The 21,451-nt window shown below is 65.1% G+C and carries 27 protein-coding genes; 21 read left to right on the top strand and 6 right to left on the bottom strand.

Annotated features, from left to right (window positions below):
• Positions 1–9 precede the first annotated feature (9 nt).
• From AC3A43_RS10260 to AC3A43_RS10185, 16 genes are all read left to right on the top strand, one after another.
• Positions 10–684 (top strand): glutathione S-transferase family protein, encoded by a 675-nt coding sequence (locus AC3A43_RS10260; RefSeq protein ID WP_487792443.1) that lies wholly within the window; start codon positions 10–12, stop codon positions 682–684.
• Positions 685–713: 29 nt separating this feature from the next.
• On the top strand, positions 714–1,433 hold the full coding sequence (locus AC3A43_RS10255) for a DUF1428 domain-containing protein (RefSeq protein ID WP_487792442.1): 720 nt from the start codon (positions 714–716) through the stop codon (positions 1,431–1,433).
• Positions 1,434–1,591: 158 nt separating this feature from the next.
• On the top strand, positions 1,592–2,143 hold the full coding sequence (locus AC3A43_RS10250; RefSeq protein WP_487792441.1) for a GFA family protein: 552 nt from the start codon (positions 1,592–1,594) through the stop codon (positions 2,141–2,143).
• A 46-nt stretch (positions 2,144–2,189) separates the two neighbouring features.
• A complete protein-coding gene (locus AC3A43_RS10245; RefSeq protein ID WP_487792440.1) occupies positions 2,190–2,978 on the top strand; it encodes a VOC family protein in 789 nt (262 codons plus the stop codon).
• Positions 2,979–3,008: 30 nt separating this feature from the next.
• Entirely contained in the window at positions 3,009–3,425 is a 417-nt protein-coding gene (locus AC3A43_RS10240; protein ID WP_487792439.1) for a VOC family protein, read from the top strand.
• A complete protein-coding gene (locus AC3A43_RS10235) occupies positions 3,422–3,910 on the top strand; it encodes a VOC family protein (RefSeq protein WP_487792438.1) in 489 nt (162 codons plus the stop codon). The genes AC3A43_RS10240 and AC3A43_RS10235 overlap by 4 nt, the downstream gene beginning before the upstream one ends.
• 4 nt (positions 3,911–3,914) lie before the next feature.
• Positions 3,915–4,568 (top strand): glutathione S-transferase family protein, encoded by a 654-nt coding sequence (locus tag AC3A43_RS10230; RefSeq protein WP_487792437.1) that lies wholly within the window; start codon positions 3,915–3,917, stop codon positions 4,566–4,568.
• Between the two features lie 85 nt (positions 4,569–4,653).
• On the top strand, positions 4,654–5,436 hold the full coding sequence (locus AC3A43_RS10225; protein ID WP_487792436.1) for an alpha/beta hydrolase: 783 nt from the start codon (positions 4,654–4,656) through the stop codon (positions 5,434–5,436).
• Between the two features lie 65 nt (positions 5,437–5,501).
• Positions 5,502–5,852: a hypothetical protein gene (locus AC3A43_RS10220; protein ID WP_487792435.1), complete on the top strand. Its 351-nt coding sequence runs from the start codon at positions 5,502–5,504 to the stop codon at positions 5,850–5,852.
• Between the two features lie 101 nt (positions 5,853–5,953).
• The gene (gene rpmH, locus AC3A43_RS10215) at positions 5,954–6,088 is read left to right on the top strand and encodes a 50S ribosomal protein L34 (RefSeq protein ID WP_039570342.1); all 135 of its coding nucleotides are present in this window, start codon (positions 5,954–5,956) and stop codon (positions 6,086–6,088) included.
• A gap of 29 nt (positions 6,089–6,117) precedes the next feature.
• Positions 6,118–6,474 (top strand): ribonuclease P protein component, encoded by a 357-nt coding sequence (gene rnpA, locus AC3A43_RS10210; protein WP_487792434.1) that lies wholly within the window; start codon positions 6,118–6,120, stop codon positions 6,472–6,474.
• Entirely contained in the window at positions 6,471–6,683 is a 213-nt protein-coding gene (gene yidD / locus AC3A43_RS10205) for a membrane protein insertion efficiency factor YidD (protein WP_447749728.1), read from the top strand. Before rnpA ends, yidD begins: the two co-directional genes overlap by 4 nt.
• 44 nt (positions 6,684–6,727) lie before the next feature.
• Positions 6,728–8,473 (top strand): membrane protein insertase YidC, encoded by a 1,746-nt coding sequence (gene yidC, locus AC3A43_RS10200; RefSeq protein WP_487792433.1) that lies wholly within the window; start codon positions 6,728–6,730, stop codon positions 8,471–8,473.
• Complete coding sequence (yihA, locus tag AC3A43_RS10195) at positions 8,470–9,138, top strand: ribosome biogenesis GTP-binding protein YihA/YsxC (RefSeq protein WP_487792432.1); 669 nt, start codon at positions 8,470–8,472, stop codon at positions 9,136–9,138. The genes yidC and yihA overlap by 4 nt, the downstream gene beginning before the upstream one ends.
• A gap of 45 nt (positions 9,139–9,183) precedes the next feature.
• Positions 9,184–9,855: a glutathione S-transferase family protein gene (locus AC3A43_RS10190; protein ID WP_487792431.1), complete on the top strand. Its 672-nt coding sequence runs from the start codon at positions 9,184–9,186 to the stop codon at positions 9,853–9,855.
• A gap of 52 nt (positions 9,856–9,907) precedes the next feature.
• Positions 9,908–10,564: a hypothetical protein gene (locus AC3A43_RS10185; protein WP_487792430.1), complete on the top strand. Its 657-nt coding sequence runs from the start codon at positions 9,908–9,910 to the stop codon at positions 10,562–10,564.
• On the opposite strand, the gene AC3A43_RS10180 is transcribed toward AC3A43_RS10185, so the two are convergent.
• Entirely contained in the window at positions 10,561–11,028 is a 468-nt protein-coding gene (locus AC3A43_RS10180; RefSeq protein WP_487792429.1) for a cupin domain-containing protein, read from the bottom strand. The genes AC3A43_RS10185 and AC3A43_RS10180 overlap by 4 nt on opposite strands.
• 97 nt (positions 11,029–11,125) lie before the next feature.
• On the opposite strand from AC3A43_RS10180, the gene dapE reads away from it, so the two are divergent.
• Positions 11,126–12,259, top strand: coding sequence for a succinyl-diaminopimelate desuccinylase (dapE, locus tag AC3A43_RS10175; protein ID WP_487792428.1), 1,134 nt, complete (start codon positions 11,126–11,128; stop codon positions 12,257–12,259).
• Here dapE and AC3A43_RS10170 read toward each other — a convergent pair.
• From AC3A43_RS10170 to AC3A43_RS10160, 3 genes are read right to left on the bottom strand one after another with little or no spacing between them, the layout of a single operon-like run.
• On the bottom strand, positions 12,256–12,831 hold the full coding sequence (locus tag AC3A43_RS10170; protein WP_487792427.1) for a Smr/MutS family protein: 576 nt from the start codon (positions 12,829–12,831) through the stop codon (positions 12,256–12,258). The genes dapE and AC3A43_RS10170 overlap by 4 nt on opposite strands.
• A gap of 1 nt (position 12,832) precedes the next feature.
• Positions 12,833–14,158 carry a murein transglycosylase A gene (gene mltA / locus AC3A43_RS10165; RefSeq protein WP_487792426.1) on the bottom strand — a complete coding sequence of 442 codons (1,326 nt, stop codon included), beginning with the start codon at positions 14,156–14,158 and terminating at the stop codon, positions 12,833–12,835.
• Between the two features lie 10 nt (positions 14,159–14,168).
• On the bottom strand, positions 14,169–14,831 hold the full coding sequence (locus AC3A43_RS10160) for a Tim44/TimA family putative adaptor protein (protein WP_487792425.1): 663 nt from the start codon (positions 14,829–14,831) through the stop codon (positions 14,169–14,171).
• Positions 14,832–15,081: 250 nt separating this feature from the next.
• Between AC3A43_RS10160 and secB the strand changes: the two genes are divergently transcribed.
• The 4 genes from secB to AC3A43_RS10140 all read left to right on the top strand — a co-directional run bounded on the left by secB (position 15,082) and on the right by AC3A43_RS10140 (position 19,191).
• Positions 15,082–15,597: a protein-export chaperone SecB gene (gene secB / locus AC3A43_RS10155; RefSeq protein WP_487792424.1), complete on the top strand. Its 516-nt coding sequence runs from the start codon at positions 15,082–15,084 to the stop codon at positions 15,595–15,597.
• Positions 15,598–15,748: 151 nt separating this feature from the next.
• Positions 15,749–17,326 (top strand): murein biosynthesis integral membrane protein MurJ, encoded by a 1,578-nt coding sequence (gene murJ / locus AC3A43_RS10150; RefSeq protein WP_487792423.1) that lies wholly within the window; start codon positions 15,749–15,751, stop codon positions 17,324–17,326.
• A gap of 13 nt (positions 17,327–17,339) precedes the next feature.
• Positions 17,340–18,338 (top strand): tryptophan--tRNA ligase, encoded by a 999-nt coding sequence (gene trpS / locus AC3A43_RS10145; RefSeq protein ID WP_487792422.1) that lies wholly within the window; start codon positions 17,340–17,342, stop codon positions 18,336–18,338.
• A 154-nt stretch (positions 18,339–18,492) separates the two neighbouring features.
• Positions 18,493–19,191, top strand: a complete 699-nt coding sequence (locus tag AC3A43_RS10140; protein WP_487792421.1) for a DUF4136 domain-containing protein — start codon at positions 18,493–18,495, stop codon at positions 19,189–19,191.
• Between the two features lie 97 nt (positions 19,192–19,288).
• On the opposite strand, the gene dnaA is transcribed toward AC3A43_RS10140, so the two are convergent.
• Both dnaA and rpsT read right to left on the bottom strand, forming a co-directional pair.
• Positions 19,289–20,650: a chromosomal replication initiator protein DnaA gene (gene dnaA, locus AC3A43_RS10135; protein ID WP_487792420.1), complete on the bottom strand. Its 1,362-nt coding sequence runs from the start codon at positions 20,648–20,650 to the stop codon at positions 19,289–19,291.
• Positions 20,651–21,153: 503 nt separating this feature from the next.
• The gene (rpsT, locus tag AC3A43_RS10130) at positions 21,154–21,417 is read right to left on the bottom strand and encodes a 30S ribosomal protein S20 (RefSeq protein ID WP_088440120.1); all 264 of its coding nucleotides are present in this window, start codon (positions 21,415–21,417) and stop codon (positions 21,154–21,156) included.
• Positions 21,418–21,451: the final 34 nt, after the last annotated feature.

The raw sequence follows: 21,451 nt of genomic DNA, 5'->3' as shown, positions 1-21,451 counted from the left end.
GAGAGGATCATGCCCGTCAACCCCAATGCCAGCATCGAAGTCACCGCCTTCGACTGGGTCCCCGATTTTGCGCGCGGTTATGTCCGCGACCTGCGCCCGCGCTGGGCGTGCGAGGAAATCGGGCTCGACTATGCCGAACATCTGATCAGCGCGATCAACCGCCCCGCCGACCATTTCCTGTTCCAGCCCTGGGGACAGGTGCCGGTGCTCAACGACGGCGGCATCCGCCTGTTCGAAAGCGGCGCGATCCTGCTCCACCTCGCCGAAAAGGATGCGCGGCTGATGCCCCGCGACGCGCAGGCGCGCGCCAACACGCTCGCCTGGCTGTTCGCCGCCTATAACAGCGTCGAGCCGATGCTGTTCGAACTGGGCAATGTCGATATCTTCGCCGCCGACGAGGAATGGGCGAAGCTGCGCCGTCCGAGCCTGATCGAATTCATCCAGGGCCGCCTTGGCCGCCTGAACGATGCGATCGGCGACAAAGATTATCTGACCGGCGAGTTCAGCGTCGCCGACATCGCGATGGCGACCGTGCTGCGCGAAGCCGTCGAGGCCGGATTGATCGCCGAGCAGCCGCGGTTGCAGGCGTATCTCGACCGCTGCCTCGCCCGCCCCGCCTTCCAGCGCGCGATGGACGCGCAGCTTAAAGCCTTCAGCGAAGAAGCGGGTCCACCCGCCGCCTGAAAACTCCCACCCCCCTTAGGAGAGACAAGATGACCTATGTAGAAGGATTTGTCGTGGCGGTGCCGACCGCCAACAAGGAAGCCTATCGCAAGCACGCCGCCGATGCCGCGCCGCTGTTCAGGGAATTCGGCGTGAGCCGGATGGTCGAAGCGTGGGGCGACGATGTCCCCGATGGCAAGGTCAATGACCTGAAAGGCGCGGTGCAGGCGAAACCCGACGAGACCGTCGTGTTCAGCTGGTTCGAATATCCCGACAAGGCGACACGCGACACCGCGAACCAGAAAATGATGAGCGACCCCCGGATGCAGAGCATGGGCGCGAGCATGCCCTTCGATGCGAAACGGATGATCATCGGTGGCTTCGATTCGATCGTCGACGATCGCAGCGAGGGCAAGACCGGCTATGTCGACGGCTATGTCGTGCCCGTCCCCGACGGCAACAAAGAAGCCTATCGCGCGCTGGCGCAGAAGGCGTCCGAAGTGTTCCGCGACTATGGCGCGACGCGCGTCGTCGAGGCGTGGGCCGACGATGTGCCCGACGGCAAGGTCACCGACTATGCCCGCGCCGCGCACAAGAAGGACGGCGAAACCGTCGTCTACAGCTGGGTCGAATGGCCCGACAAGGAAACGCGCACCGCCGGCTGGGAAAAGATGATGACCGACGAGCGGATGAAGCATGATCCCGAGACCAACCCGTTCGACGGCAAGCGCATGATCTACGGCGGCTTCGCTCCGATCGTCGAGGCGTAACGCTCCAGATCCTCCCTGTGCCGCAGGCATGGGGAGGTGGCAGCGGCGCAGCCGCTGACGGAGGGGCGATGGCGCGACGTCGCCGCCCCTCCACCATCCTTCGGATGGTCCCCCTCCCCATCGCTTCGCGACAGGGAGGATCAGAGGGAAGAGAACCGATGGCCGATATACAAAAACCCGAACACCGGACCGCCTCATGCCCATGCGGCACGGTGAGCCTCGAACTCGTCGGCAAGCCGATCGTCGCGGCGACCTGCTATTGCCATAGCTGCCAGGCGGCGGGGCACGCGTTCGAGGCGCTTCCCGGCGCGCCGGCGGTGGTCGGCGCCGATGGCGGCACACCTTATGTGCTCGTCCGCAAGGATCGCCTGACATGGCTGTCGGGATCGGACCAGCTCGATGAGCATCGGCTGACCACCGAATCGCCGACGCGGCGGTTGGTCGCGCGCTGCTGCAACGCGCCGATCGCGCTCGAATTTACCAAGGGCCATTGGCTGAGCGTCTATTCGGCGCGCATTCCCGAAGGGCAGCGCCCGGCAGCCGAGATGCGGACGATCGTCGGCGACCGGCCCGAGGGCGTCGAATTGCCCGACGACATACCCAATTACAGGTCGCCATCGGGCAAATTCATGTGGCGCCTGCTGACGGCGTGGGCCGCGATGGGTTTCCGCGCGCCGACCATCGAAGCGACGAAGGGATATGGGCGTTGAATAAGGCCATCGAACGCCGCGAGAGCCCCAATCAAGGAGACAGACAATGACCGAAGCATCGAACTTCATCTGGTATGAATTGATGACCCCCGACCCCGCGGGCGCGGCGCAATTCTATGGCGCGGTCGTCGGCTGGACGATTGCGGCCGACCGTGACCCGGCGGCTGGCGACATGGATTATCGCATGATCGGGCGCAGCGACGGCGGCAACGCCGGGGGCGTGCTGGCGCTCAATGCCGACATGCTCGCGGGCGGCGCGCGGCCGATCTGGATCGGCTATCTGCACGTCGCCGATGTCGATGCGGCGATCGCGGCGATCACCGCCGACGGCGGCGCGGTGCAGATGCCCGCGATGGACATCCCCGTCGGGCGCATCGCAATGGTCACCGACCCGCAGGGCGCGCCCTTCTATATCATGGACCCGGTCCCGCCCGAGGGTGGCGGCGAGAGCGACGTGTTTTCGGTAACCGAGCCGCAGCGCGTCCGCTGGAACGAGCTTGCGACGAGCGACCCCGACGCCGCCATTGCTTTTTACCAAAAGCATTTCGGCTGGGGACAGGAGGGCGAGATGGATATGGGCCCGATCGGCGCGTACCGCTTCATCCAGCGCGGCGACGTCGGCATCGGCGCGGTGATGCCGTTGATGGAAGGCTATCCGGTGCCGGTGTGGAATTTCTATATCGGGGTCGACGATATCGACCGCGCGCTGGCCGCGGTGAAAGCCAATGGCGGCACCGTCACCAACGACCCGATGGAAATTCCCGGCGGCGAATATGCGATGAACGCGATCGACCCGCAGGGCGCATCGGTCGGCTTCGTAGGCCCGCGCAAATAGACACCACGCAAATAGACAAGGAGAGGCACGATGGACAATCAGGGCCCGACGACGGGATTGACCCCGCATATCGCGATCGCCGACAAACGCGCGAGCGAGGCGATCGATTTCTACATCAGGGCGTTCGGCGCGACCGAGAATATGCGCATGCCCGCCGACGACGGGGTGCGATTGATGCACGCGCATCTGACGATCAACGGCGCATCGCTGATGATGCACGACGAATTTCCCGAATATGTCGAGAATGAAAGCGGTCCCCCCGACGGGGTGACGTTGCACCTGCACGTCGATGATGCCGACGCATGGTTCGACCGCGCAGTCGCCGCGGGCGCGACGGTGGTGATGCCGCTCGACAATATGTTCTGGGGGGATCGCTACGGCCAGATCAAGGATCCGTTCGGCCATCAATGGTCGATCGGCGGGCCCATCAAAGGAGAGACGAAATGAGCGCGAACAATAACCCCGTCAGCCTGTGCCTGTGGTACGACAAGGACGCCGAAGAAGCCGCGAAATTCTATGCCGCGACCTTTCCGGACAGCAAGGTCGGGGCCGTCTATCATGCGCCGAGCGATTTTCCGGGCGGCAAGGAAGGCGACGCGCTGACGGTCGAGTTCAGCGTGCTTGGCGTGTCCTGCATCGGCCTCAACGGCGGCCCCGCCTTTCCCCAGAGCGAGGCCTTTTCGTTCCAGGTCCATACCGACACGCAGGAGGAAACCGACCGTTACTGGAACGCGATCGTCGGCAACGGCGGCGCGACAAGCGCATGCGGCTGGTGCAAGGATAAATGGGGGCTCAACTGGCAGATCACCCCGCGCGTCCTGACCGATGCGATGGCGAACCCCGATGCCGCCGTCCGCAAGCGCGCGTTCGAGACGATGATGACGATGCACAAGATCGACGTCGCCGCGATCGAGGCCGCGGTGAAGGGATGAGGGGATGCTGATTTTTTATGGCCACCCCTTTTCGTCCTACACCTGGAAGGTGCTGATCGCGCTCTATGAGAAGGGGATCGAATTCGACTATCGCTCGGTCGATCCGGCGTTTCCGGACCATATGCCCGAACTGCTGGCGCATTGGCCGGTCGGGCAGTTCCCGCTGCTCGTCCACGACGGCGTGCCCCGGTTCGAATCGTCGATCATCATCGAATATCTCGACCATCTCGTCCCCGAGCCACGTCTGATCCCGCAGGATTTCAACGCGGCGCTGAAGGTTCGTTTCTTCGACCGCATCTTCGACCATCATGTGATGGGCCAGATGCAGCATGTCGTGAACGACGCAATCCGCGGTCCCGGCGGCCATGTACAATCGATCGTCGATGGCGCGAGAGCGAAGCTCGAGACCGTCTATGGCTGGCTCGACAAGGAGCTCGCGGGCGGCGGCTGGGCGACGCCCTATGGCTTCACGCTCGCCGATTGCGCCGCGGCACCGGCGCTCTTCTACGCCGACTGGGTCTATCAGATACCGCAGACATACGAGAATTTGCGCGCCTATCGCGCGCGGCTGCTCGCGCATCCGACGGTGTCGCGCTGCGTCGAGGACGCGCGGCCGTACCGTGCCTATTTCCCGCTGGGCGCCCCCGACCGCGATTGAGGGACGCCGTCCCATATCGGGGTTAACGCGGCGCTGACGCTGCCTGTTCGTCCTTTGATAGGCGCCCCCGCGCGAAGGCGGACGCATGGTTTCGCCGTCCGCCTTCTTTCGTACGCTCATCGTCGCCGCGCTTGCGGCGGTGCTGGCGTTCGCGCCCGCGCAGGCGCAGCAGGTCATGACGATCACCACGACGACGGTGACATGGACCTATGGCGATGCCGGCGATGACGATGGCGCCGAATATATCGACGAAGATTCGGCGCTGCTCGATGACGAGGCGCTTGCCGAAGACGCCGATTTGGCAGCGACGCGGCGCTATGCGCCCGCCGCCACCCTTGCGACGCTCGGCCATGCCAGGGCGACATATGGCCCCTTCTCGGTGATCGACGGCGCGACCGTCCGGATGGCGGGCGACGTCACCTCGGCGACGCCGCGCCAGTTCGCGGCGATGCTCGCGGCCTTTCCGGGGCTCAAGCGGCTCGAGATGGTCGACTGCCCCGGCAGCCTCGACGAAGAAGCCAATCTGATCCTCGCCCGCGCGATCCGCCGTGCAGGCATGGAGACCGTGGTTCCGGCGGGCGGTTCGATCCGATCGGGCGCGGTCGAGCTGTGGCTCGCGGGGGTCACCCGCCGCGCCGCACCCGACGCCGAATTCGGCGTCCACAGCTGGGCCGACGAATATGGCCGCGAGGCGAACGACTATCCGGCGAACGATCCGGTCCACGCCGAATATCTGGGCTATTACCGCGAGATGGGGCTGAACGACGCCAAGGCGCGCGAATTCTATGCGCTGACCAACAGCACGCCGTTCGACGACGTCCGGTACCTGACCCGCAACGATATGGCGCGGTTCGTCACGCTCAACTGACGGGGCGGCGCTTCGAGCGCTGCTTTATCCTTGTAACACGCCGCCGCCTCCCCCACATCGCCTGCATGGCAAAGCGCAGCCTCTATCAGCGATTGCGATCGACCGCGCAGGTTCGGCTCGCGCTGTTCATCCTGGGCGTCGTGATGATGGCGATCGCGCCGATCATCGGCGTCTTGCCCGGTCCCGGCTTTATCATCCTCTTCCCGCTGGGCCTGATGCTGTGCCTGCAAAACAGCGCGTGGGCGAAGCGCATCTATGTACGGTTCAAATGGCGCCACCCGCGCTATGCCGCATGGACCGATCGCGTGATGCGACGCGCAAGTGCGGCACGAAAACGCGAACGCGCGGCATTGGAGGCGATCAAAGCCGCCGCTTTTCACGGCAAGGCACCGGAAAAGCGCGCCGATGACAATTGACTTTCCGCCGACTCTCGCTTATCCGCGCCTCCATCAGTGGCCGCCCACGTTTGGCGGCCCTTTTCTGTTAGAGCCTTTGACGAGATTTAGGGACAACCGCGATGAAGCGTACCTTTCAACCGAGCAACCTCGTGCGCGCCCGTCGCCACGGTTTCCGCGCCCGCAAGGCAACGGTTGGCGGCCGCAAGATTCTCGCCAACCGTCGCGCCCAGGGCCGCAAGAAGCTGTCGGCCTGATCGCAGACGCTTCTGCGCCAGTCACGCTGGTGCGAACGCTTTCAAAACGTAGCGAATTTCTGGCTGCCAACCGCGGCCTTCGCTTTCCCATGCCCGGCTTTGTCCTGCTCGTCCGCCAGCGCGGCGACGGCGACGATTCGCTGGGCATTGGCTATACCGTCAGCAAGAAAGTCGGCAATTCGGTTACCCGCAACCGGATGAAACGCCGGTTGCGCGAACTGTGCCGCGCCGCGCTCCCCGAATCGGGTATCGCCGGCGCCGACCATGTTCTGATCGGCCGGCCGGGCGGCAACGAGATTCTGTTTGCCGAATTGGGCGAGCATCTTGATTCGGCGCTGCAGCGCGCCGCGAAGAAACTGGCGGCAAAGACGGCTCCGCCGGCATGATCGCGAAACTGCTGATCCTGATCGCGCGCGGCTGGCAGATCGGCCCGTCGCGCATCCTGCCACCCTCCTGCCGTTACTCGCCGTCGTGCAGCGCCTACGCGATCACCGCGCTCCAGCGCCATGGTGCGATCAAGGGTGGCTGGCTGGCGACAAAGCGGCTATTGCGCTGCCATCCTTGGGGGGGCCACGGCCACGACCCCGTTCCCTGAACGGCAAATCCCCGACATTTTGAGACGAAGAGAGACCGAAAAGCGTGGACGACAAGCGTAACATGATCACGGCCATCCTGCTGTCGGTGGCGATCCTGATCGGCTGGAACTTCGTTTCCGAGAAATTCTTTCCCACGCCCGACAAGCCCGATGTGACCAGGACGGTTGCAGGGCCGAACGGCGCGGCGCCCGCCGCGGTGCCCGGCCAGCCGGCGGCGTTGCCCGCGCCCGGCGCGCCCGGCGCGCCCGCCACGCAGGCCATTCGTCCGATCGAAGCGGTCCTCGCCGACGGCAACCGCATTCCGATCGAAACGCCCGCGATCAAGGGGTCGATCAACCTTGTCGGCGCGCGCGTCGACGACATCACGCTCAGCAAATATCGCCAGACGATCCAGAAAAATTCGCCGCCGGTGCGCCTGTTCGCACCCGCCGGAACCAAGGCCGCCTATTTCGCGAGCATCGGCTGGTCGGCGCAGGGCGTCATCGTTCCCGGCCCCAATACGGTCTGGACCGCGACCGGCACCAAGCTGACTCCGACGACCCCGGTCGCGCTGAGCTGGGCGAACGGCGCCGGACAGACTTTCCGTATCGAATACAGCATCGACGACGATTATCTGATCACCGCGAAACAGACGATCGCGAACACCGGCGCCGCGCCCGTCACGGTGCGCAGCGGCACCTATATCGACCGCACCGGCAAGCCGACCGACCCGCATGAACAGGATAGCTGGACGATCCACGTCGGCCCGACCGGCTATCTCGACGGCAAGTCGAACTTCACCAATTATGACGAGCTGGAAGAGGCTGCGGGCAACACCATTTCCTATACGTCGGCCGGCTGGCTTGGCTTTACCGACAAATATTGGCTCGCCGCAGTCGTTCCGGCGAACGGCGAAAAAGTCTCGGCCGCGTTCAACTCGCTGCCAGGCGGCGCGTTCCGTGCCGCCTTTGCCCGCGATCTCGTCGAGGTTGCGCCGGGCAAGCAGATCACGACCACCAGCCGCGTCTTTGCCGGCGCCAAGGAAGTCAGCACGCTCTCGCACTATCAGGACGATCAGGGCATCACGCGCCTGTCGAACGCGATCGACTGGGGCTGGTTCGAATTTTTCGAAGTTCCGATCTTCAAGCTGCTCGACTGGCTGTTCAAGCAGGTCGGCAATTTCGGCGTCGCGATCATGGTGCTGACCCTGATCATTCGCGCGCTGATGTTCCCGATCGCGCAGCGCCAGTTCGGATCGATGGCGCAGATGCGCCTCGTCCAGCCCAAGATGAAGGTGCTGCAGGAACGCTACAAGGACGACAAGCCCAAGATGCAGCAGGAGCTGATGAAGCTCTATAAGGACGAGAAGATCAACCCGCTCGCGGGCTGTCTGCCGATCGTCATCCAGATCCCGATCTTCTATGCCCTCTACAAGGTGCTGATGCTGACGATCGAAATGCGGCACCAGCCGTTCATCCTGTGGATCAAGGATCTGTCGGCGCCCGATCCGCTGCACATCCTCAACCTGTTCGGCCTGTTGCCCTTCACCCCGCCGTCGATCCTCAGCATCGGCATTCTCGCGGTGATCCTGGGCATCACGATGTTCCTGCAGTTCCGTTTGAACCCGCAGGCGACCGACCCCGTGCAGCAACAGGTGTTCAAGATCATGCCGTGGCTGTTCATGTTCATCATGGCGCCGTTCGCGGCGGGCCTGCTGCTCTACTGGATCACCAACAACCTGCTGTCGATCGCGCAGCAGCAGTGGATGTATCGCAAGTTTCCGCAGCTGAAGGCGGCACCGACGACGTGAGCGACATCGATCCCGACCTCGCTCCCGGCGCCGACCCCGAGCGGGCGGAGCGCGCGCGCAAGCTGTTTTCAGGGCCGATTAATTTCCTGAAATCGGCGCCCGCGCTCGAGCATCTGCCCGCGCCGAGCGTGCCCGAAATCGCGTTCGCGGGGCGTTCGAACGTCGGCAAGTCGTCGCTGCTCAATGCGCTGACCAACCGCAACAATCTGGCGCGCACCTCGGTGACGCCGGGGCGGACGCAGGAGCTGAACTATTTCGACGTCGGCGAGGATCCGCTGATCTTCCGGCTGGTCGATATGCCCGGCTATGGCTTTGCCAAGGCGCCGAAGGATGTCGTCAAGAAATGGCGCTATCTGATCAACGATTATGTCCGCGGGCGCGCGGTTCTGAAACGCACCCTCGTGCTGATTGACAGCCGCCACGGCATGAAGGACGTCGATCGCGAAGTGCTCGAAATGCTCGACGTCGGGGCGGTCAGCTATCGCATCGTCCTGACCAAGGCCGACAAGGTGAAGGCGACCGAGCTGGCGGCCGTGCTGGCGGCGACCGAGGTCGAGGCGCGCAAACACGCCGCCGCGCACCCCGAGGTGATCGTCACGAGCAGCGAAAAGGGCATGGGGATCGCCGAGCTGCGCACCGCGGTGCTGGAGGCGGTCGAGATTTAGTTCCCCTCCCCTCCCGCCTGCGGGAGGGGGACAAAAGGACGACGCATGAAACTCTTCCTCGGTAACAAGGCCTACTCAAGCTGGAGCCTGCGCGGCTGGCTGGCGGTCAAGCACAGCGGCCTGCCGTTCGAGGAAATCACCGTTCCCCTCTATGACGAGGATTGGTCGAACCGACGCGAAGGCGACGAATTTGCGCCATCGGGCGGCAAGGTGCCGATCCTGTGGGACGGCGAAGATATCGTCGTTTGGGACAGCCTCGCGATCATCGATTATCTCAATGAAAAGACCGGCGGAACCAAGGGCTATTGGCCCGACGATATCGCCGCACGCGCAATGGCGCGGTCGATGGCGGCCGAAATGCACTCGAGCTTTGCAGCGCTTCGCCGCAACCACAGCATGAACATCCGCCGCATGTACCCGCCGGCCGAGCTGTTGCCCGAAGTGCAGGCCGATGTGATCCGCATCTTTCAGATCTGGGCCGAGGCGCGCGCGCGGTTCGGCGGTGAAGGCGATTTCCTTTTCGGCAGCTGGTCGGCCGCCGACATCATGTTCGCCCCCGTGGTGACGCGCTTCATCACTTATTCGATCCCTCTGCCGCGTTTTGCCGCCGCCTATGCGCAGGCGGTGATCAGCCATCCGTGCATGCAGGAATGGATCGGCGGCGCGCAGGCCGAAGACTGGATCATCGAGAAATTCGAAGGATCGGTCACCGATTGACGGCAAGTCGGTTGTTCAGGACCGGATCAGGTCCGCCGTTTAGTCTGACGCCATGCAAAGACCCCTTATCGCCTCTGTCGTCGCCCTGAGCTTTCTTGCCGCCGCAGCCGCGGTGGCCGCCCCCGCGGCGCCCGGCGCCGCGAGCTGGGTGATCGGTCCGATCATTCGCGGCAAGAATTATTCGCAGAACATGCCGCTGCAACCGCGACCGACGCGAAATGGCGGCTGGTACTTCGATTTTCCGGTCGGCAGCCGCGAAGCGGGGCACGTCCATTATGTGACTTTTCGCTCGAACCCGGTTCCCGCGAAGTCGCGCATCGTCGTGCGTTACCGCGTCGATGCCCGGCCCGGCACGCGCTTCGTACCGCAGGAAACGCAGACCGTGCCCGCGACCGTGTCGGTCTATTTCCAGCGCCGCGGCGACACCTGGACGGCAAAAGGCCGCTACGACCAGTATCGCTGGTACGCCCCGGCCGAAACCGTCCGCCAGATCGCGCCCGGCGAATATGAGATCCGCATCAGGTTCGACGACCCGCGCTGGATTTCGGTTTCGGGCCGCACCGCCGGATCGAACCCGGGCGCGATCGAGGCGGCGCTGGCCGATATCGATCAGCTGGGGCTCGTCTTCGGGTCGACCGAGGCGCGCGGTCACGGCGTATTCGCGACCGCGCCGGCGCGCTTCACGCTGCTGAGCTTCCAAATCCTCTAGGGGATCCGCGACGTCGGATAGGGCGTGCCGTCCTTGTGGAAATAGCCCTCGGGGCCGAACAGCATGTCGATGTCCGAATAGCCGCCGCCGGTGTCGTATTTCTTGCCGCCGCCCAGCGCGACAAAGACGCAGTCGGCGTCCGATTCATTGATCAGATGGTGGCCGTTGGTGCTGCCCTTGGGCCAGACCGCGATATCGCCAGGGCGCATCGGCCAGCGGCCGTCGTCCTCGACCAGAACGGCCTCGCCCGAAATCATCACCAGCATCTCATCCTCACCGTCGTGCCAGTGGCGCTGCGACGACCAGGCGCCGGGTTTGAGCACGACATGGCTCGCGGCGAAATCGCTGAGCCCCGTTGGGGGCGCGAGGCGGCGATACCAGCGGCCCTGGACGGGTTCGTCATAGGGTGCCGGATAGCCGGTGGTGTTGGTTTGCGGGATCGTAGCGAGATCGAGCTTGGGCATGGCAGTCGTCCTTGGACTTGTTCTGTCTTTGTTTCGCACAAAGGCAGCGCCATGCAAAGTCTCGACTTGGGTGTCGGCGAGCGGGTAAGGGGGCGGCATGAGCATGATTGTCGATCCCGTCGAGCTGGCCAAGGCGTTGATCGCCGCGCCGAGCATCACCCCCGCCACGGGCGCCGTGTTCGACACGCTCGAGGCGGCGCTGGCGCCGCTCGGCTTCACCGTCGAGCGCTTCATCGACGGCATCGAACCCGATGGGCCGGTCGAGAATCTGCTCGCAGTGCGGACCGGCAAGGGGCCGAAGCATTTCGGCTTTGCCGGGCACCTCGACGTCGTGCCGCCGGGCGTCGGCTGGACGGGCGACGCCTTTGCCCCCGAAATCCGGGGCGACCTGCTCTATGGCCGCGGCGCGGTCGACATGAAGGGATCGATCGCGGCGTTCGTCGCAGCAGCCGCCGCGACGCCGGCCGAGGCCGGGACGATCAGCCTGATCATCACCGGCGACGAGGAGGGCCCCGCGATTTTCGGCACCCGCGCGCTGATGGAGCATATGGACGCGCGCGGCGTCCGCCCCGACATGATCGTCGTCGGCGAACCGACGTCGGTGAACCGGCTGGGCGACATGGTGAAGATCGGCCGGCGCGGGTCGGTCAATATCTGGATCGACGTGCCGGGGACGCAGGGCCATGTCGCCTATCCCCACCTCGCCGACAATCCGATCCCGAAGCTCATCAAGATATTGGCGGCGATCGACGCGGTGGTGCTCGATACGGGCAACGACTGGTTCCAGCCGTCGAATATCGAATTCACCGATATCGAGGTCGGCAACGGCGCGACCAATGTGATCCCCGCGTCGGCGCGCGCGCGGCTGTCGATCCGGTTCAACGACCAGCACCGCGGCGCCGACCTCGTCGCGCTGATCGAGCGAATTGCGCACGATGTCGAACCCAATGCGAAAGTGCTGGGCAAGATTTCGGGTGAGGCGTTCCTGACCCCGCCGGGCGATTTGTCGGGGCTGGTTGCCGAGGCGATCCATGCCGAGACCGATATCACCCCCGACATGTCGACGACCGGCGGCACATCGGACGCGCGCTTCCTTCACGCACTCTGCCCGGTGGTCGAATTCGGGCTGACCAATGCGACGATGCACAAGCTCGACGAGGCGGTCGCGGTCGAGGATCTGCACAGGCTGACCGCGATCTATCGCGGCATCCTGATGCGCGCCTTCCTTTAATCCTCGCGGGCGCGGCGCAGGATCACATAGACTGCGCCTGCGCCGCCGTGGCTGATATGCGCGGGGCGCAGCGCGACGATCTGGTCGGCGTAGGGCGAAAAGCCAAGCCAATCGGGCAGCGACGCGCGGATCGCGCCGCGCGGGCGCGGGTCGCCGTGCATCTGCGGCAGCCGGTCGGCGCCGGGGCGGAGGCGCCCCGCAACTACAAGCAACACGCGCGCACCGCGGATCAGCCCGCGCCCGATCGCCTCGTCGAGCAAGGCCTGCGCCGAGGCGAGCGTATGGCCGTGAAGGTCGATGCTGAGATCGGGGCGGACCAGCCCTTTCCGCAGCCGCCGGTCCCAATGGCCGTCGAGCGTCGCCGCCTGATGGGTGCGCCGTGGCGGCGGAAGCTTCGTCGCAGGGCGCGGCGCGGCGGCGGGGGCGGGGGTGCTGCGCGGCGTCGGCTGCGGCGGTTTGACGGTCGGCGGCGCAACGGGCGCGAGCGGCGCTTTCGCTTTGGCGAGCGGCTTTACCGTCGCTGCGACCTTTTTCCACAGCGCGCTTTCCTCGGGGGCGAGGCGCCGCGGCACGTCAAGGCGCCGGGATCAGCCGCGCGATGCTGGCGCGCGGCAGCAGCAGCAGCGCAGACCCGCGCCCCGACATGCCGCCGGCGATCGCACGCGCATCGTCGCCAGCGCCCCAGAAGCTGTCGAAGCGGTTGGCGCCCTTGATCGCGCCGCCGGTGTCCTGTGCGATCCACAATCCATTGGGCTCGGCACGGTCGAGCGACAGGAAGACGGGCGCGCCGAGCGGCACATATTTGGGGTCGGCGGCGACGCTGGCGCGGCCGGTCACGGGCACGCCGAGCGCGCCGAGCGGTCCGGCGCCGGTGAGCTCGCGGAAGAAGACCCAGCTGGGATTCTCGTTCATCACCGCCGCGCCGCGCACCGGATCGGCGCGGAGGTAATCGAGGATGCCCTGCATCGACGCCTGCCCGCGCTGAAGCGCGCCGCGATCGAGCAGCAGCTTGCCGATGCCGACATAGCCGCGGCCGTTCTGCGTGTCGTAACCGATCCGCATGACCCCGCCGTCGGGCAGGCGAAGCCTGCCAGAGCCCTGAATCTGCAGGAAGAAGAATTCGGCGGCGTCGGCAGCCCAGGCGATTTCCAGCCCGCGCCCGTCGAGCGCGCCGCTCTCGATCGCCGTGCGGTCATAATAGGGGACAAAATTGCTGCCATCGACGCGGCCGCGGACCTTCTTGCCCTTGAGGTCGTCGGAGAATTGGCCGAGGTCGACCTCGATCAGGTCGGCCGGGCGGCGATAGATGGGGACGTCATAGCCCGGGCGCTTTGTGCGCGAGCCGGCGATTTCGGGTTCATAATAGCCGGTGACGAAGGCGGTGCCCGCGCCAATCTGCACCGTGCCGAAATAGCGGGTGAAGAAGGCCGAGGCGTCGCTGTCCTTCCAGCTTTTCGCCGCGTTGCAGCTTTCGGTCCAGTCGGCGCCCTGCGTCAGACCGCTGGTGTCGGTGCGCCGTTGCACCGAGGGGCAGCTGATGCGGAAAGCAATGAGGGCCGCGGTGGCCTTCTCGGCGGTCACGCCAAGCGTCGAGAAGTCAGGCCCCGCGACAACCCCGCTGGAGGCAGCGGTCGTCGCATCGGCCGGAACGGCAGGCGCAGAAAGCGCCGCGCGCGGGATGGCAGGGATCGGCTGAGCCGCAGCGCCCGTCCCTTCCGACGGGCGGGGTTGATAAGGGCGCGGCGCGGTCGTCGTCGGGCGCGACGGGGCCGGGGCCGTTGTGGACGGGCGGGTGGCGCCGGCGGTATCGGGAATGACCGAAGCGCAACCCGAAAGCAGCGGCAGCGCCGCAAGCAGCGCGAATCCGAAAACGCGCGCGCGCGGCGCCCCCACCGTCATGATCACAGGATCAGGCCGATTCGGCTTCGTCGAGCAGCCAGTTGGGATCGCCGCTGCCGATCTGGCGGCGGAAGGTCCACGAATCGTCGGTCTGCGTCGCGTCGCTCATCGAGCCGGCGATCAACTTGCCATCGGCATCGCGCGTGACTGCGCTGATGTCGGCGCGGTAGCGCACGGTGATGCGCGCTTCGGCGCGGCTCAGTTCGACCGCGGTGATCTTCGCCGAATCGATGACCATCAGACGGTTGTCGAGCTTTTCGCCGCGCGTTTCGCGGGCGGCGATCGCTTCGGCAAAGGCTTCGTAGCTGTCGTCGTCGCACAGGTCACGCAGCGTATCGCGGTCGCCCGCCCAATAGGCCTCCAATATCATGCGGTACGCCGCCTCGGCGCCTTCCATGAAACGACCGGCATCGAAATTGCGGTCGGTCGCGAGCAACTGGCGCAGCCCGGCCTCGGCAGCGGGCTCATAGACCAGGCCTGAAGGGTCGGTCGGCACGGTGGTTGTCGCCTGCGAACCATCGGTCTCGTCCAGCCGTGCGGGCGCCGTAGCGGTCCGCTCACGCGGGAGCACGGGCTCCTGCTCATGCCCGGTGCGCTTACCGAGCACCGAGTAAAGCCGCATGCCGAGAAACGCGGCAATCATGGCGAGCAGGACGATCGAAAAAGCAGTCACGGGCAAAAGTCCAATGCGGGCAATGGAAACATCTCGGCTGATACATAGGCGATCCGGGGCCTAGTTTCAAATAGCCATGGCCGCTGCCGCGCGCGAGGTCAACGATTCGCCCGTTCCTGCACCGCGAGACAGGGGCCCATTGTGCTCGCTGACGGGCGCTGCTAAGCGGCGCGGCAACCGTCCACCGCGGTCCGGACACGGCCCGTAGCGCGGATATTGTTTCCATCTTTCCAGTGAAAGCTTCTTCATCATGGCTGACGAGACCAGCGCCGACATCAACAATCCCGCCCTGCAGCCCAATGGCGAAGACACGAGCCCGGCGATCGGCCTGATTTCGCAATATGTGAAGGATCTGTCGTTCGAAAATCCGAACGCCCCCGCCGTCTATCAGTGGCAGGACGCGCCGCAGGTCGATGTGCAGTTCAACATCGCGGCCGACAGCGTTGGCGACAGCCTGTACGAAGTGACGCTGAAGATCGACGTGACGTCGAAAACCGATCAGGGCACCAGCTTTGTGATCGACCTGAAATATGCCGGCCTGTTCGGCGTGCGCAACGTGCCCGACGACCAGTTGCAGCCCTTCTTCCTCGCCGAAGCGCCGCGCATCCTGTTCCCGTTCGCGCGCCGTGTCGTCGCCGATGCGGTTCGCGATGGCGGCTTCCCGCCGCTGCTGCTCGAACCGATCGATTTCCACGGCCTGTTCATGCAGCAGGTCCAGCAGGTCGAAGCCGAGCAGGCGGGCGATGTGACGGTTGGGCAGGCTTAGGTCTTTATATTTCCTTTGAAACGCCTCCGATATGGTGTGCCTCCACGAAGACGGGGGTCCATCATCTGCTGGCGCAGATTAGCACCGGCCGGAGATGGGTCCCCGCCTCCGCGGGGACACGGTGCTTCGCTTCTGTGCGAGCTCATATAGAATGAGCAGCCTGATCAAAAATGTCGGGACGATCGGCGGACTGACGATGGTCAGCCGCATCTTCGGTTTCGCCCGCGACATGCTGCTCAGCCGTATCCTCGGCGCGGGCGGAGTGGCCGATGCGTGGCAGCTGGCGTTCCAGCTGCCCAATATCTTTCGCCGCCTGTTTGCCGAGGGCGCCTTTGCCGCCGCCTTTGTCCCGCTGTTCAACCAGCGGATGACGAAGGAAGGCGACCATAGCGAAGCGCGCGCCTTTGCCGATGCCGTGCTGGCGGTGCTGATCCCGATCCTGATCGTCTTTTCGGCGTTGCTGCTGATCGTGATGCCGTGGATCATGCACCTGTTCGCCAGCGAGGCGCTGCGCGCCGACAGCGAAAAATTCGACCTGACCGTGGCGATGGCGCGCATCGCCTTTCCCTATCTGGCGTTCATGAGCGTCGCGACGCTGTTCGCGGCGATTTTGAACAGCCTGTCGCGCTTTGCCGCGGCGGCAGCGGCGCCGATCCTGCTCAACATCTGTCTGGTTGCGGCGCTGCTGATCGGTCTGTTCACAGGCGATGGCGGCGAAGCGGCGAAGGCGACGACGGGGCTGTATCTGGCCATATCGGTGTCGATATCGGGGCTGTTTCAGCTGGGCTGGCTGCTTTTCTGGGTGCGGCGATCGGGGTTCCGGCCCGCGCTGCGGCGGCCGCGGCTGACGCCGGGGGTGCGCGAGATGGGGGTGCTGATCCTGCCCGCCGTGTTCGGCGCCGGAGTCTATCAGATCAGCCGCTTCGTCGATCTGTTCTTCATCGCCATGCTGCCCGACAAGAGCATTACCTATCTGGCGATGGCCGATCGGTTGAACCAGCTGCCGCTGGGCATCATCGGCATCGCGCTGGGCACCGCCATCCTGCCCGCACTGTCACGCTTTGTGGCACAAGGCGACAAGGACGGCGCCTTTCGCCTGCAAAGCAATGCCGTCGAGCTGGCGATGCTGCTGACCGTACCGGCGGCGGTCGCGCTGTTCGTCGCCGGACCCGCGATCACCAGCGCCTTTTACGTCGGCGGGCAATATAGCGCCGCCGACGGCCTGGCGACCGGCGCCGTCGTTGGCGGGCTCGTCGTCGGTCTGCCTGCCTATGTGCTGGTCAAGGTGCTGGTCCCCAATTTCTTTGCGCGCAAGGACACGCGGACCCCGGTGTGGACCGCGGCGGTGTCGTTGCTGATCAACATCGGCCTCAACCTCGCTCTGATCCCGTCGCTCGGCATCGTCGGGCTGGCGCTCGCGGGGTCGATCGCCGCGTGGTGCAATGTCGCGATGCTGTACGCCATCCTGCATCGCAGCGGCCTGTTCCGCCTGACCGGACCGGTCGCAAGCCGGATCGCGCGCATCATTCTGGCCGCGGCGGCGATGGCCGCGGCGCTGTATTTCGCCATCCCGCTGGCCGGCGACGCTTTTGTCGGCGGGGTGATCGAACGCATCGTCGCGCTGGCCGCCATCGTCGGGACGGGCGCGGTCATATTCTTTGGTTGCGCCTTCCTCTTTGGCGTGGTCAATCGCGGCACCATCGGCCAGCTGCGCCGACGTCAACTCTAACAGGATAAGAACCATGCGGACGCTATCGGGCATCCAGCCCACCGGAAATTTGCATCTCGGCAATTATCTGGGCGCGATCCGCAACTGGGTGCGCATGCAGGACGAGATGCCGGGCGAGAAGCTCTATTTCCTCGCCGACCTCCACGCGATCACCGTCTATAACGACCCCGCCGAGCTGACCGCGAACACGCGCGAGATGGCGGCGGCGCTGATGGCGGCAGGGATTGATCCCGAAAAGGCGATCCTGTTCAATCAGGCGCGCGTCCCCGCGCACGCCGAGCTTGCGTGGTTGCTGTTCTGCACCGCGCGCATCGGCTGGCTGAACCGCATGACGCAGTTCAAGGAAAAGTCGGGCAAGAACCGCGAGGGCGCGAGCGTCGGCCTTTTTGCTTATCCCGTGCTGCAGGCGGCCGACGTGCTGCTGTACCAGACGACGCATGTCCCCGTCGGCGACGACCAGAAACAGCATCTCGAGCTGGCGCGCGACATCGCGACCAAGTTCAACCTCGACACCGGGACCGAGACCTTCACTTTGCCCGAACCGACGATTCCGGCAGCGGCAGCGCGAATCATGAGCCTGCGCGACGGCTCGGCAAAAATGTCGAAGTCGGACCCGAGCGACGCGAGCCGCATCAATCTGGTCGACGATGCCGACACGATCATGGCGAAGATCCGCAAAGCGAAGACCGATGCCGAACCGCTGCCGTCCGAGGCGGCAGGGCTCGATGGCCGGGCGGAGGCGAAGAATCTCGTCTCGATCTATGCCGCAATGGCCGACGAAAGCGTCGATCAGGTCCTTGCGCGCTTTGCGGGGCAGGGTTTCGGTTCGTTCAAGCCCGCGCTGGGCGAGCTTTTGGTCGAGACGCTGCGCCCAATCGCGACGCGGCTGACGCAGCTCAAGTCCGATCCGGCGGCGATCGACGCCGCGCTCGAAAACGGCGCTGCGCGCGCGTCGGCGCTGGCGCGGCCAACGCTCGATGCGGCCTATGCCGCTTTGGGGCTCTGCCGCTAATCGTTTAGAAGGGCTTGTTTATCAGCCCCGGGGCCCGATATCATGTGTGGAACCGCCGTGCGACGAACGGAGTTCAACCAAGGTTAAGTCGTGTCGGCGTAGTCATGGTACAAGAGGGCGACCTGTGCGCGACCCGAATCACGGAGCCAAGACGATGAGCAAGATGAACCTTCGGCGGCTGAGCCTGGCCGCTATGACCGGCGCGGCGCTGGCGCTCGCCGGCTGCGCAACGCCTTTCAAGGCGGATGTCGCGCGCTTCCAGACGCAGCTTCCCGCGCCGCAGGGCCAGAGCTTCACCGTCGAGGCCAGCGACCCCGCGCTGCAAGGCGGGATCGAGTTCGGGCAGTATGCGGGCCTCGTCGCCGGCGAACTGACGCGTTATGGCTATCGCCCCGCGGCGAGCGGCGAGCGCGCCGACCTCGTCGTGCGGATGGACTATGGCGTCGACAAGGGCCGCGAGCGCGTCGTGTCGAGCCCGGGCTTCGGCGATCCCTGGTACGGTGGATATGGCGGCTATGGCCGCGGTTTCTATCGCCCGGTGATCGTCAGCGGCCGCGGCGGACGCCGTTATGTCTATGGCTATCGCGACCCGTTCCTGTGGGGCGGCGGTTTCGGACCCGGCTGGGGCGGCACTGACGTCAGCAGCTATACCGTCTATACCAGCGGCCTGAACCTGCAGATCAATCGCGCCGCCGACGGCTCGCGCCTGTTCGAAGGCCATGCCGAGGCGCAGTCGCGCGACAACAACCTTCAGGCGATCGTCCCGAACCTCGTCGAGGCGATGTTCACCGGCTTCCCCGGCAATTCGGGCGAGCGGGTACGAATCACGGTGGCACCGCCCGAAAAGGGCTGAGCCGGTTCCGAACGCAAAAAAAGGCCCGCCTTTCATCGAAAGGCGGGCCTTTTTGTTGTCGATAACCCCGGGGATAACCGCGGTATAAATCTGTGGATCAGCTGTTGAGACTGCGCCGGATCGCGGCGATCTCGGCGTCGAGTTCGCTGTCGGCAACGCGCAGCGCCTCGACCGTGCGCACTGCGTGGATCACCGTCGAATGGTCGCGACCGCCAAAGCGCCGCCCGATTTCGGGATAGGAGCGCGGGGTGAGTTCCTTCGCGAGATACATCGCGACCTGGCGCGGCCGGGCAACCGCGCGAACGCGGCGCTTCGACGACATTTCGGACTTGTCGAGCCGGTAGTGGGCGCACACCGCGCGCTGGATCTCGTCGATCGTGATCCGCGGCCGGGCGGTGCGGACATTTTCGGCCAGCCGGTCTTCGGCCAGCGCGATATCGACCGTCGTGCCGGTCAGCGCGGCATAGGCGAGCAGCTTGTTGAGCGCGCCTTCGAGTTCGCGGATGTTGCGGGTAAAATGCTTGACCAGATAGGCGACGACATTGTCGGGCACATCGACCATCGGCATCGCGGTGAGCCGCTGGCGGATGATCCGTTCGCGCAGATCGTCCTCGGGCGCCTCGATGTCGGCGACGAGCCCGCCCGACAGGCGCGAGAGCAGCCGAGCCTCGACCCCGTCGAGCATCGCCGGCGGACGGTCGGCGGTGACGACGAGGCGCTTGCCCGCGGTCATCAGGTCGTCGATCGTGTGGAGCAGTTCCTCCTGCGTCGAATTCTTGCCGATCACGAACTGCAGATCGTCGAGGAGCAGCAGGTCGGCGGCGCGCAGCCGCGCCTTGAACGCCATCATGTCGCCGCCGCGCATCGCGCCGACGAATTCGAGCATGAACTTTTCCGCCGACATCAGGATGATGTTCGCGGTCGGATGTTCGGCCGCATAGGCCTGTGCCATCGCCTGGAGCAGGTGCGTCTTGCCCTGACCGGTGCCCGAGCAGAGATAGAGCGGGTTGAACTGCGGCGCCTCGACCATCGCCATACGGCGCGCGGCGTTGGCGGCGAGGATGTTGCTGCGCGCAACGACAAAGCGGTCGAACGACAGGCGCGGATCGAAATTGAGCAAAGCGGGATTGGCCGCCGGTGCGGGCAGCGCGTCGAAGCTCGGCAGCGGCGATGCCGCGAGAGCGGTCGCGCGATCGTCAGCGGCCGCTCCGCCGCGCACGGTGACGCCGCGGACCGCAGGCATTTGCTGCCGCCATGCGAGTTCGAGCCGGTCGCCAAAGCGCTCGTTGATCCAGTTCGCCGAAAAGCGGCTGACGGTTTCGAGCGTCACAACGCCCGACAGCGTGCAATAGTCGGCAAAGCGCACGGGCTTCAGCCAATGGTCGAAGGTGCGAACGCCGAGATCGCGGCGCAGCCCTTCGGCAACGCGCGGCCAGAGCGTTGCGGCATCGCCGCTCATCGCCCGGCCCTTTGCGTCGTTCCCATGCTGATATCCGCTTTCTGTCACGCCGTGCCGCCCCCTCAGGTCCCCTCATCATCAGACGATCGGGCGGCCATCCACACGCCGATTCGTCGCCTGCGCCGGGCGCAGACATCCTGTCCGGGACCAGCGGCCCGAAGAAGTGCGAATCATGTCGATGTGGCGGCCACCGGCGAAGGCCGACGACGCACCCTGTCTAGTCAGGGCGCGCCGAGTCGAGCAAGGGCGCGGGGTGTAAAAATACTGAAATAAAAATCTTGACTCACTAGGGGTACCGGAATCGCGCCGAAACGCTATTTTTTCGTTTATTTTCAGTATCTTATTTGTGACATTCCCGAGACAAAACAACGAATCGCAGTAATTCCGTCACTTACCGCGCTGCAACACTATTGCCATCGCACTGTCACAATATCGGACGCAAAAAAGGACCCGCGGGCATGAAGCCAGCGGGTCCTTTTTGTTCCCTTTCGGGACAGATCGAATCAGGCGATCGCGTTCACGCTCTTGGTGAGGCGCGAGAACTTGCGAGCCACGGTGTTCTTGTGAAGCACACCCTTCGCAACGCCGCGTGCCATTTCGGGCTGCGCAGCCTTCAGTGCGGTCGCGGCGGCATCCTTGTCACCGGCGACGATGGCGTTTTCGACCTTCTTCACCAGCGTGCGGATGCGCGAAACGCGATTCTTGTTCACGACGGTGCGCGCGGTGTTGCGGCGGATGCGCTTTTTTGCCTGCGGCGTATTGGCCATAAATTCCTCGGTTTCAAAACGGTCTAAGTCAGTC

Source organism: Sphingopyxis sp. Soil_C_28, from assembly GCF_057657055.1.
The sequence above is the reverse complement of the archived record's forward strand: the minus strand, read 5'-3'. Positions and strand labels throughout refer to the sequence as shown.

Coding starts and splice junctions, on each gene's coding strand:
- AC3A43_RS10260 (WP_487792443.1), top strand. CDS start 10: ATGCCCGTCAACCCCAATGCCAGCATCGAAGTCACCGCCTTCGACTGG.
- AC3A43_RS10255 (WP_487792442.1), top strand. CDS start 714: ATGACCTATGTAGAAGGATTTGTCGTGGCGGTGCCGACCGCCAACAAG.
- AC3A43_RS10250 (WP_487792441.1), top strand. CDS start 1,592: ATGGCCGATATACAAAAACCCGAACACCGGACCGCCTCATGCCCATGC.
- AC3A43_RS10245 (WP_487792440.1), top strand. CDS start 2,190: ATGACCGAAGCATCGAACTTCATCTGGTATGAATTGATGACCCCCGAC.
- AC3A43_RS10240 (WP_487792439.1), top strand. CDS start 3,009: ATGGACAATCAGGGCCCGACGACGGGATTGACCCCGCATATCGCGATC.
- AC3A43_RS10235 (WP_487792438.1), top strand. CDS start 3,422: ATGAGCGCGAACAATAACCCCGTCAGCCTGTGCCTGTGGTACGACAAG.
- AC3A43_RS10230 (WP_487792437.1), top strand. CDS start 3,915: ATGCTGATTTTTTATGGCCACCCCTTTTCGTCCTACACCTGGAAGGTG.
- AC3A43_RS10225 (WP_487792436.1), top strand. CDS start 4,654: ATGGTTTCGCCGTCCGCCTTCTTTCGTACGCTCATCGTCGCCGCGCTT.
- AC3A43_RS10220 (WP_487792435.1), top strand. CDS start 5,502: ATGGCAAAGCGCAGCCTCTATCAGCGATTGCGATCGACCGCGCAGGTT.
- rpmH (WP_039570342.1), top strand. CDS start 5,954: ATGAAGCGTACCTTTCAACCGAGCAACCTCGTGCGCGCCCGTCGCCAC.
- yidD (WP_447749728.1), top strand. CDS start 6,471: ATGATCGCGAAACTGCTGATCCTGATCGCGCGCGGCTGGCAGATCGGC.
- AC3A43_RS10190 (WP_487792431.1), top strand. CDS start 9,184: ATGAAACTCTTCCTCGGTAACAAGGCCTACTCAAGCTGGAGCCTGCGC.
- AC3A43_RS10185 (WP_487792430.1), top strand. CDS start 9,908: ATGCAAAGACCCCTTATCGCCTCTGTCGTCGCCCTGAGCTTTCTTGCC.
- AC3A43_RS10180 (WP_487792429.1), bottom strand. CDS start 11,028: ATGCCCAAGCTCGATCTCGCTACGATCCCGCAAACCAACACCACCGGC.
- dapE (WP_487792428.1), top strand. CDS start 11,126: ATGAGCATGATTGTCGATCCCGTCGAGCTGGCCAAGGCGTTGATCGCC.
- mltA (WP_487792426.1), bottom strand. CDS start 14,158: ATGACGGTGGGGGCGCCGCGCGCGCGCGTTTTCGGATTCGCGCTGCTT.
- secB (WP_487792424.1), top strand. CDS start 15,082: ATGGCTGACGAGACCAGCGCCGACATCAACAATCCCGCCCTGCAGCCC.
- murJ (WP_487792423.1), top strand. CDS start 15,749: ATGAGCAGCCTGATCAAAAATGTCGGGACGATCGGCGGACTGACGATG.
- trpS (WP_487792422.1), top strand. CDS start 17,340: ATGCGGACGCTATCGGGCATCCAGCCCACCGGAAATTTGCATCTCGGC.
- AC3A43_RS10140 (WP_487792421.1), top strand. CDS start 18,493: ATGAGCAAGATGAACCTTCGGCGGCTGAGCCTGGCCGCTATGACCGGC.
- dnaA (WP_487792420.1), bottom strand. CDS start 20,650: ATGAGCGGCGATGCCGCAACGCTCTGGCCGCGCGTTGCCGAAGGGCTG.
- rpsT (WP_088440120.1), bottom strand. CDS start 21,417: ATGGCCAATACGCCGCAGGCAAAAAAGCGCATCCGCCGCAACACCGCG.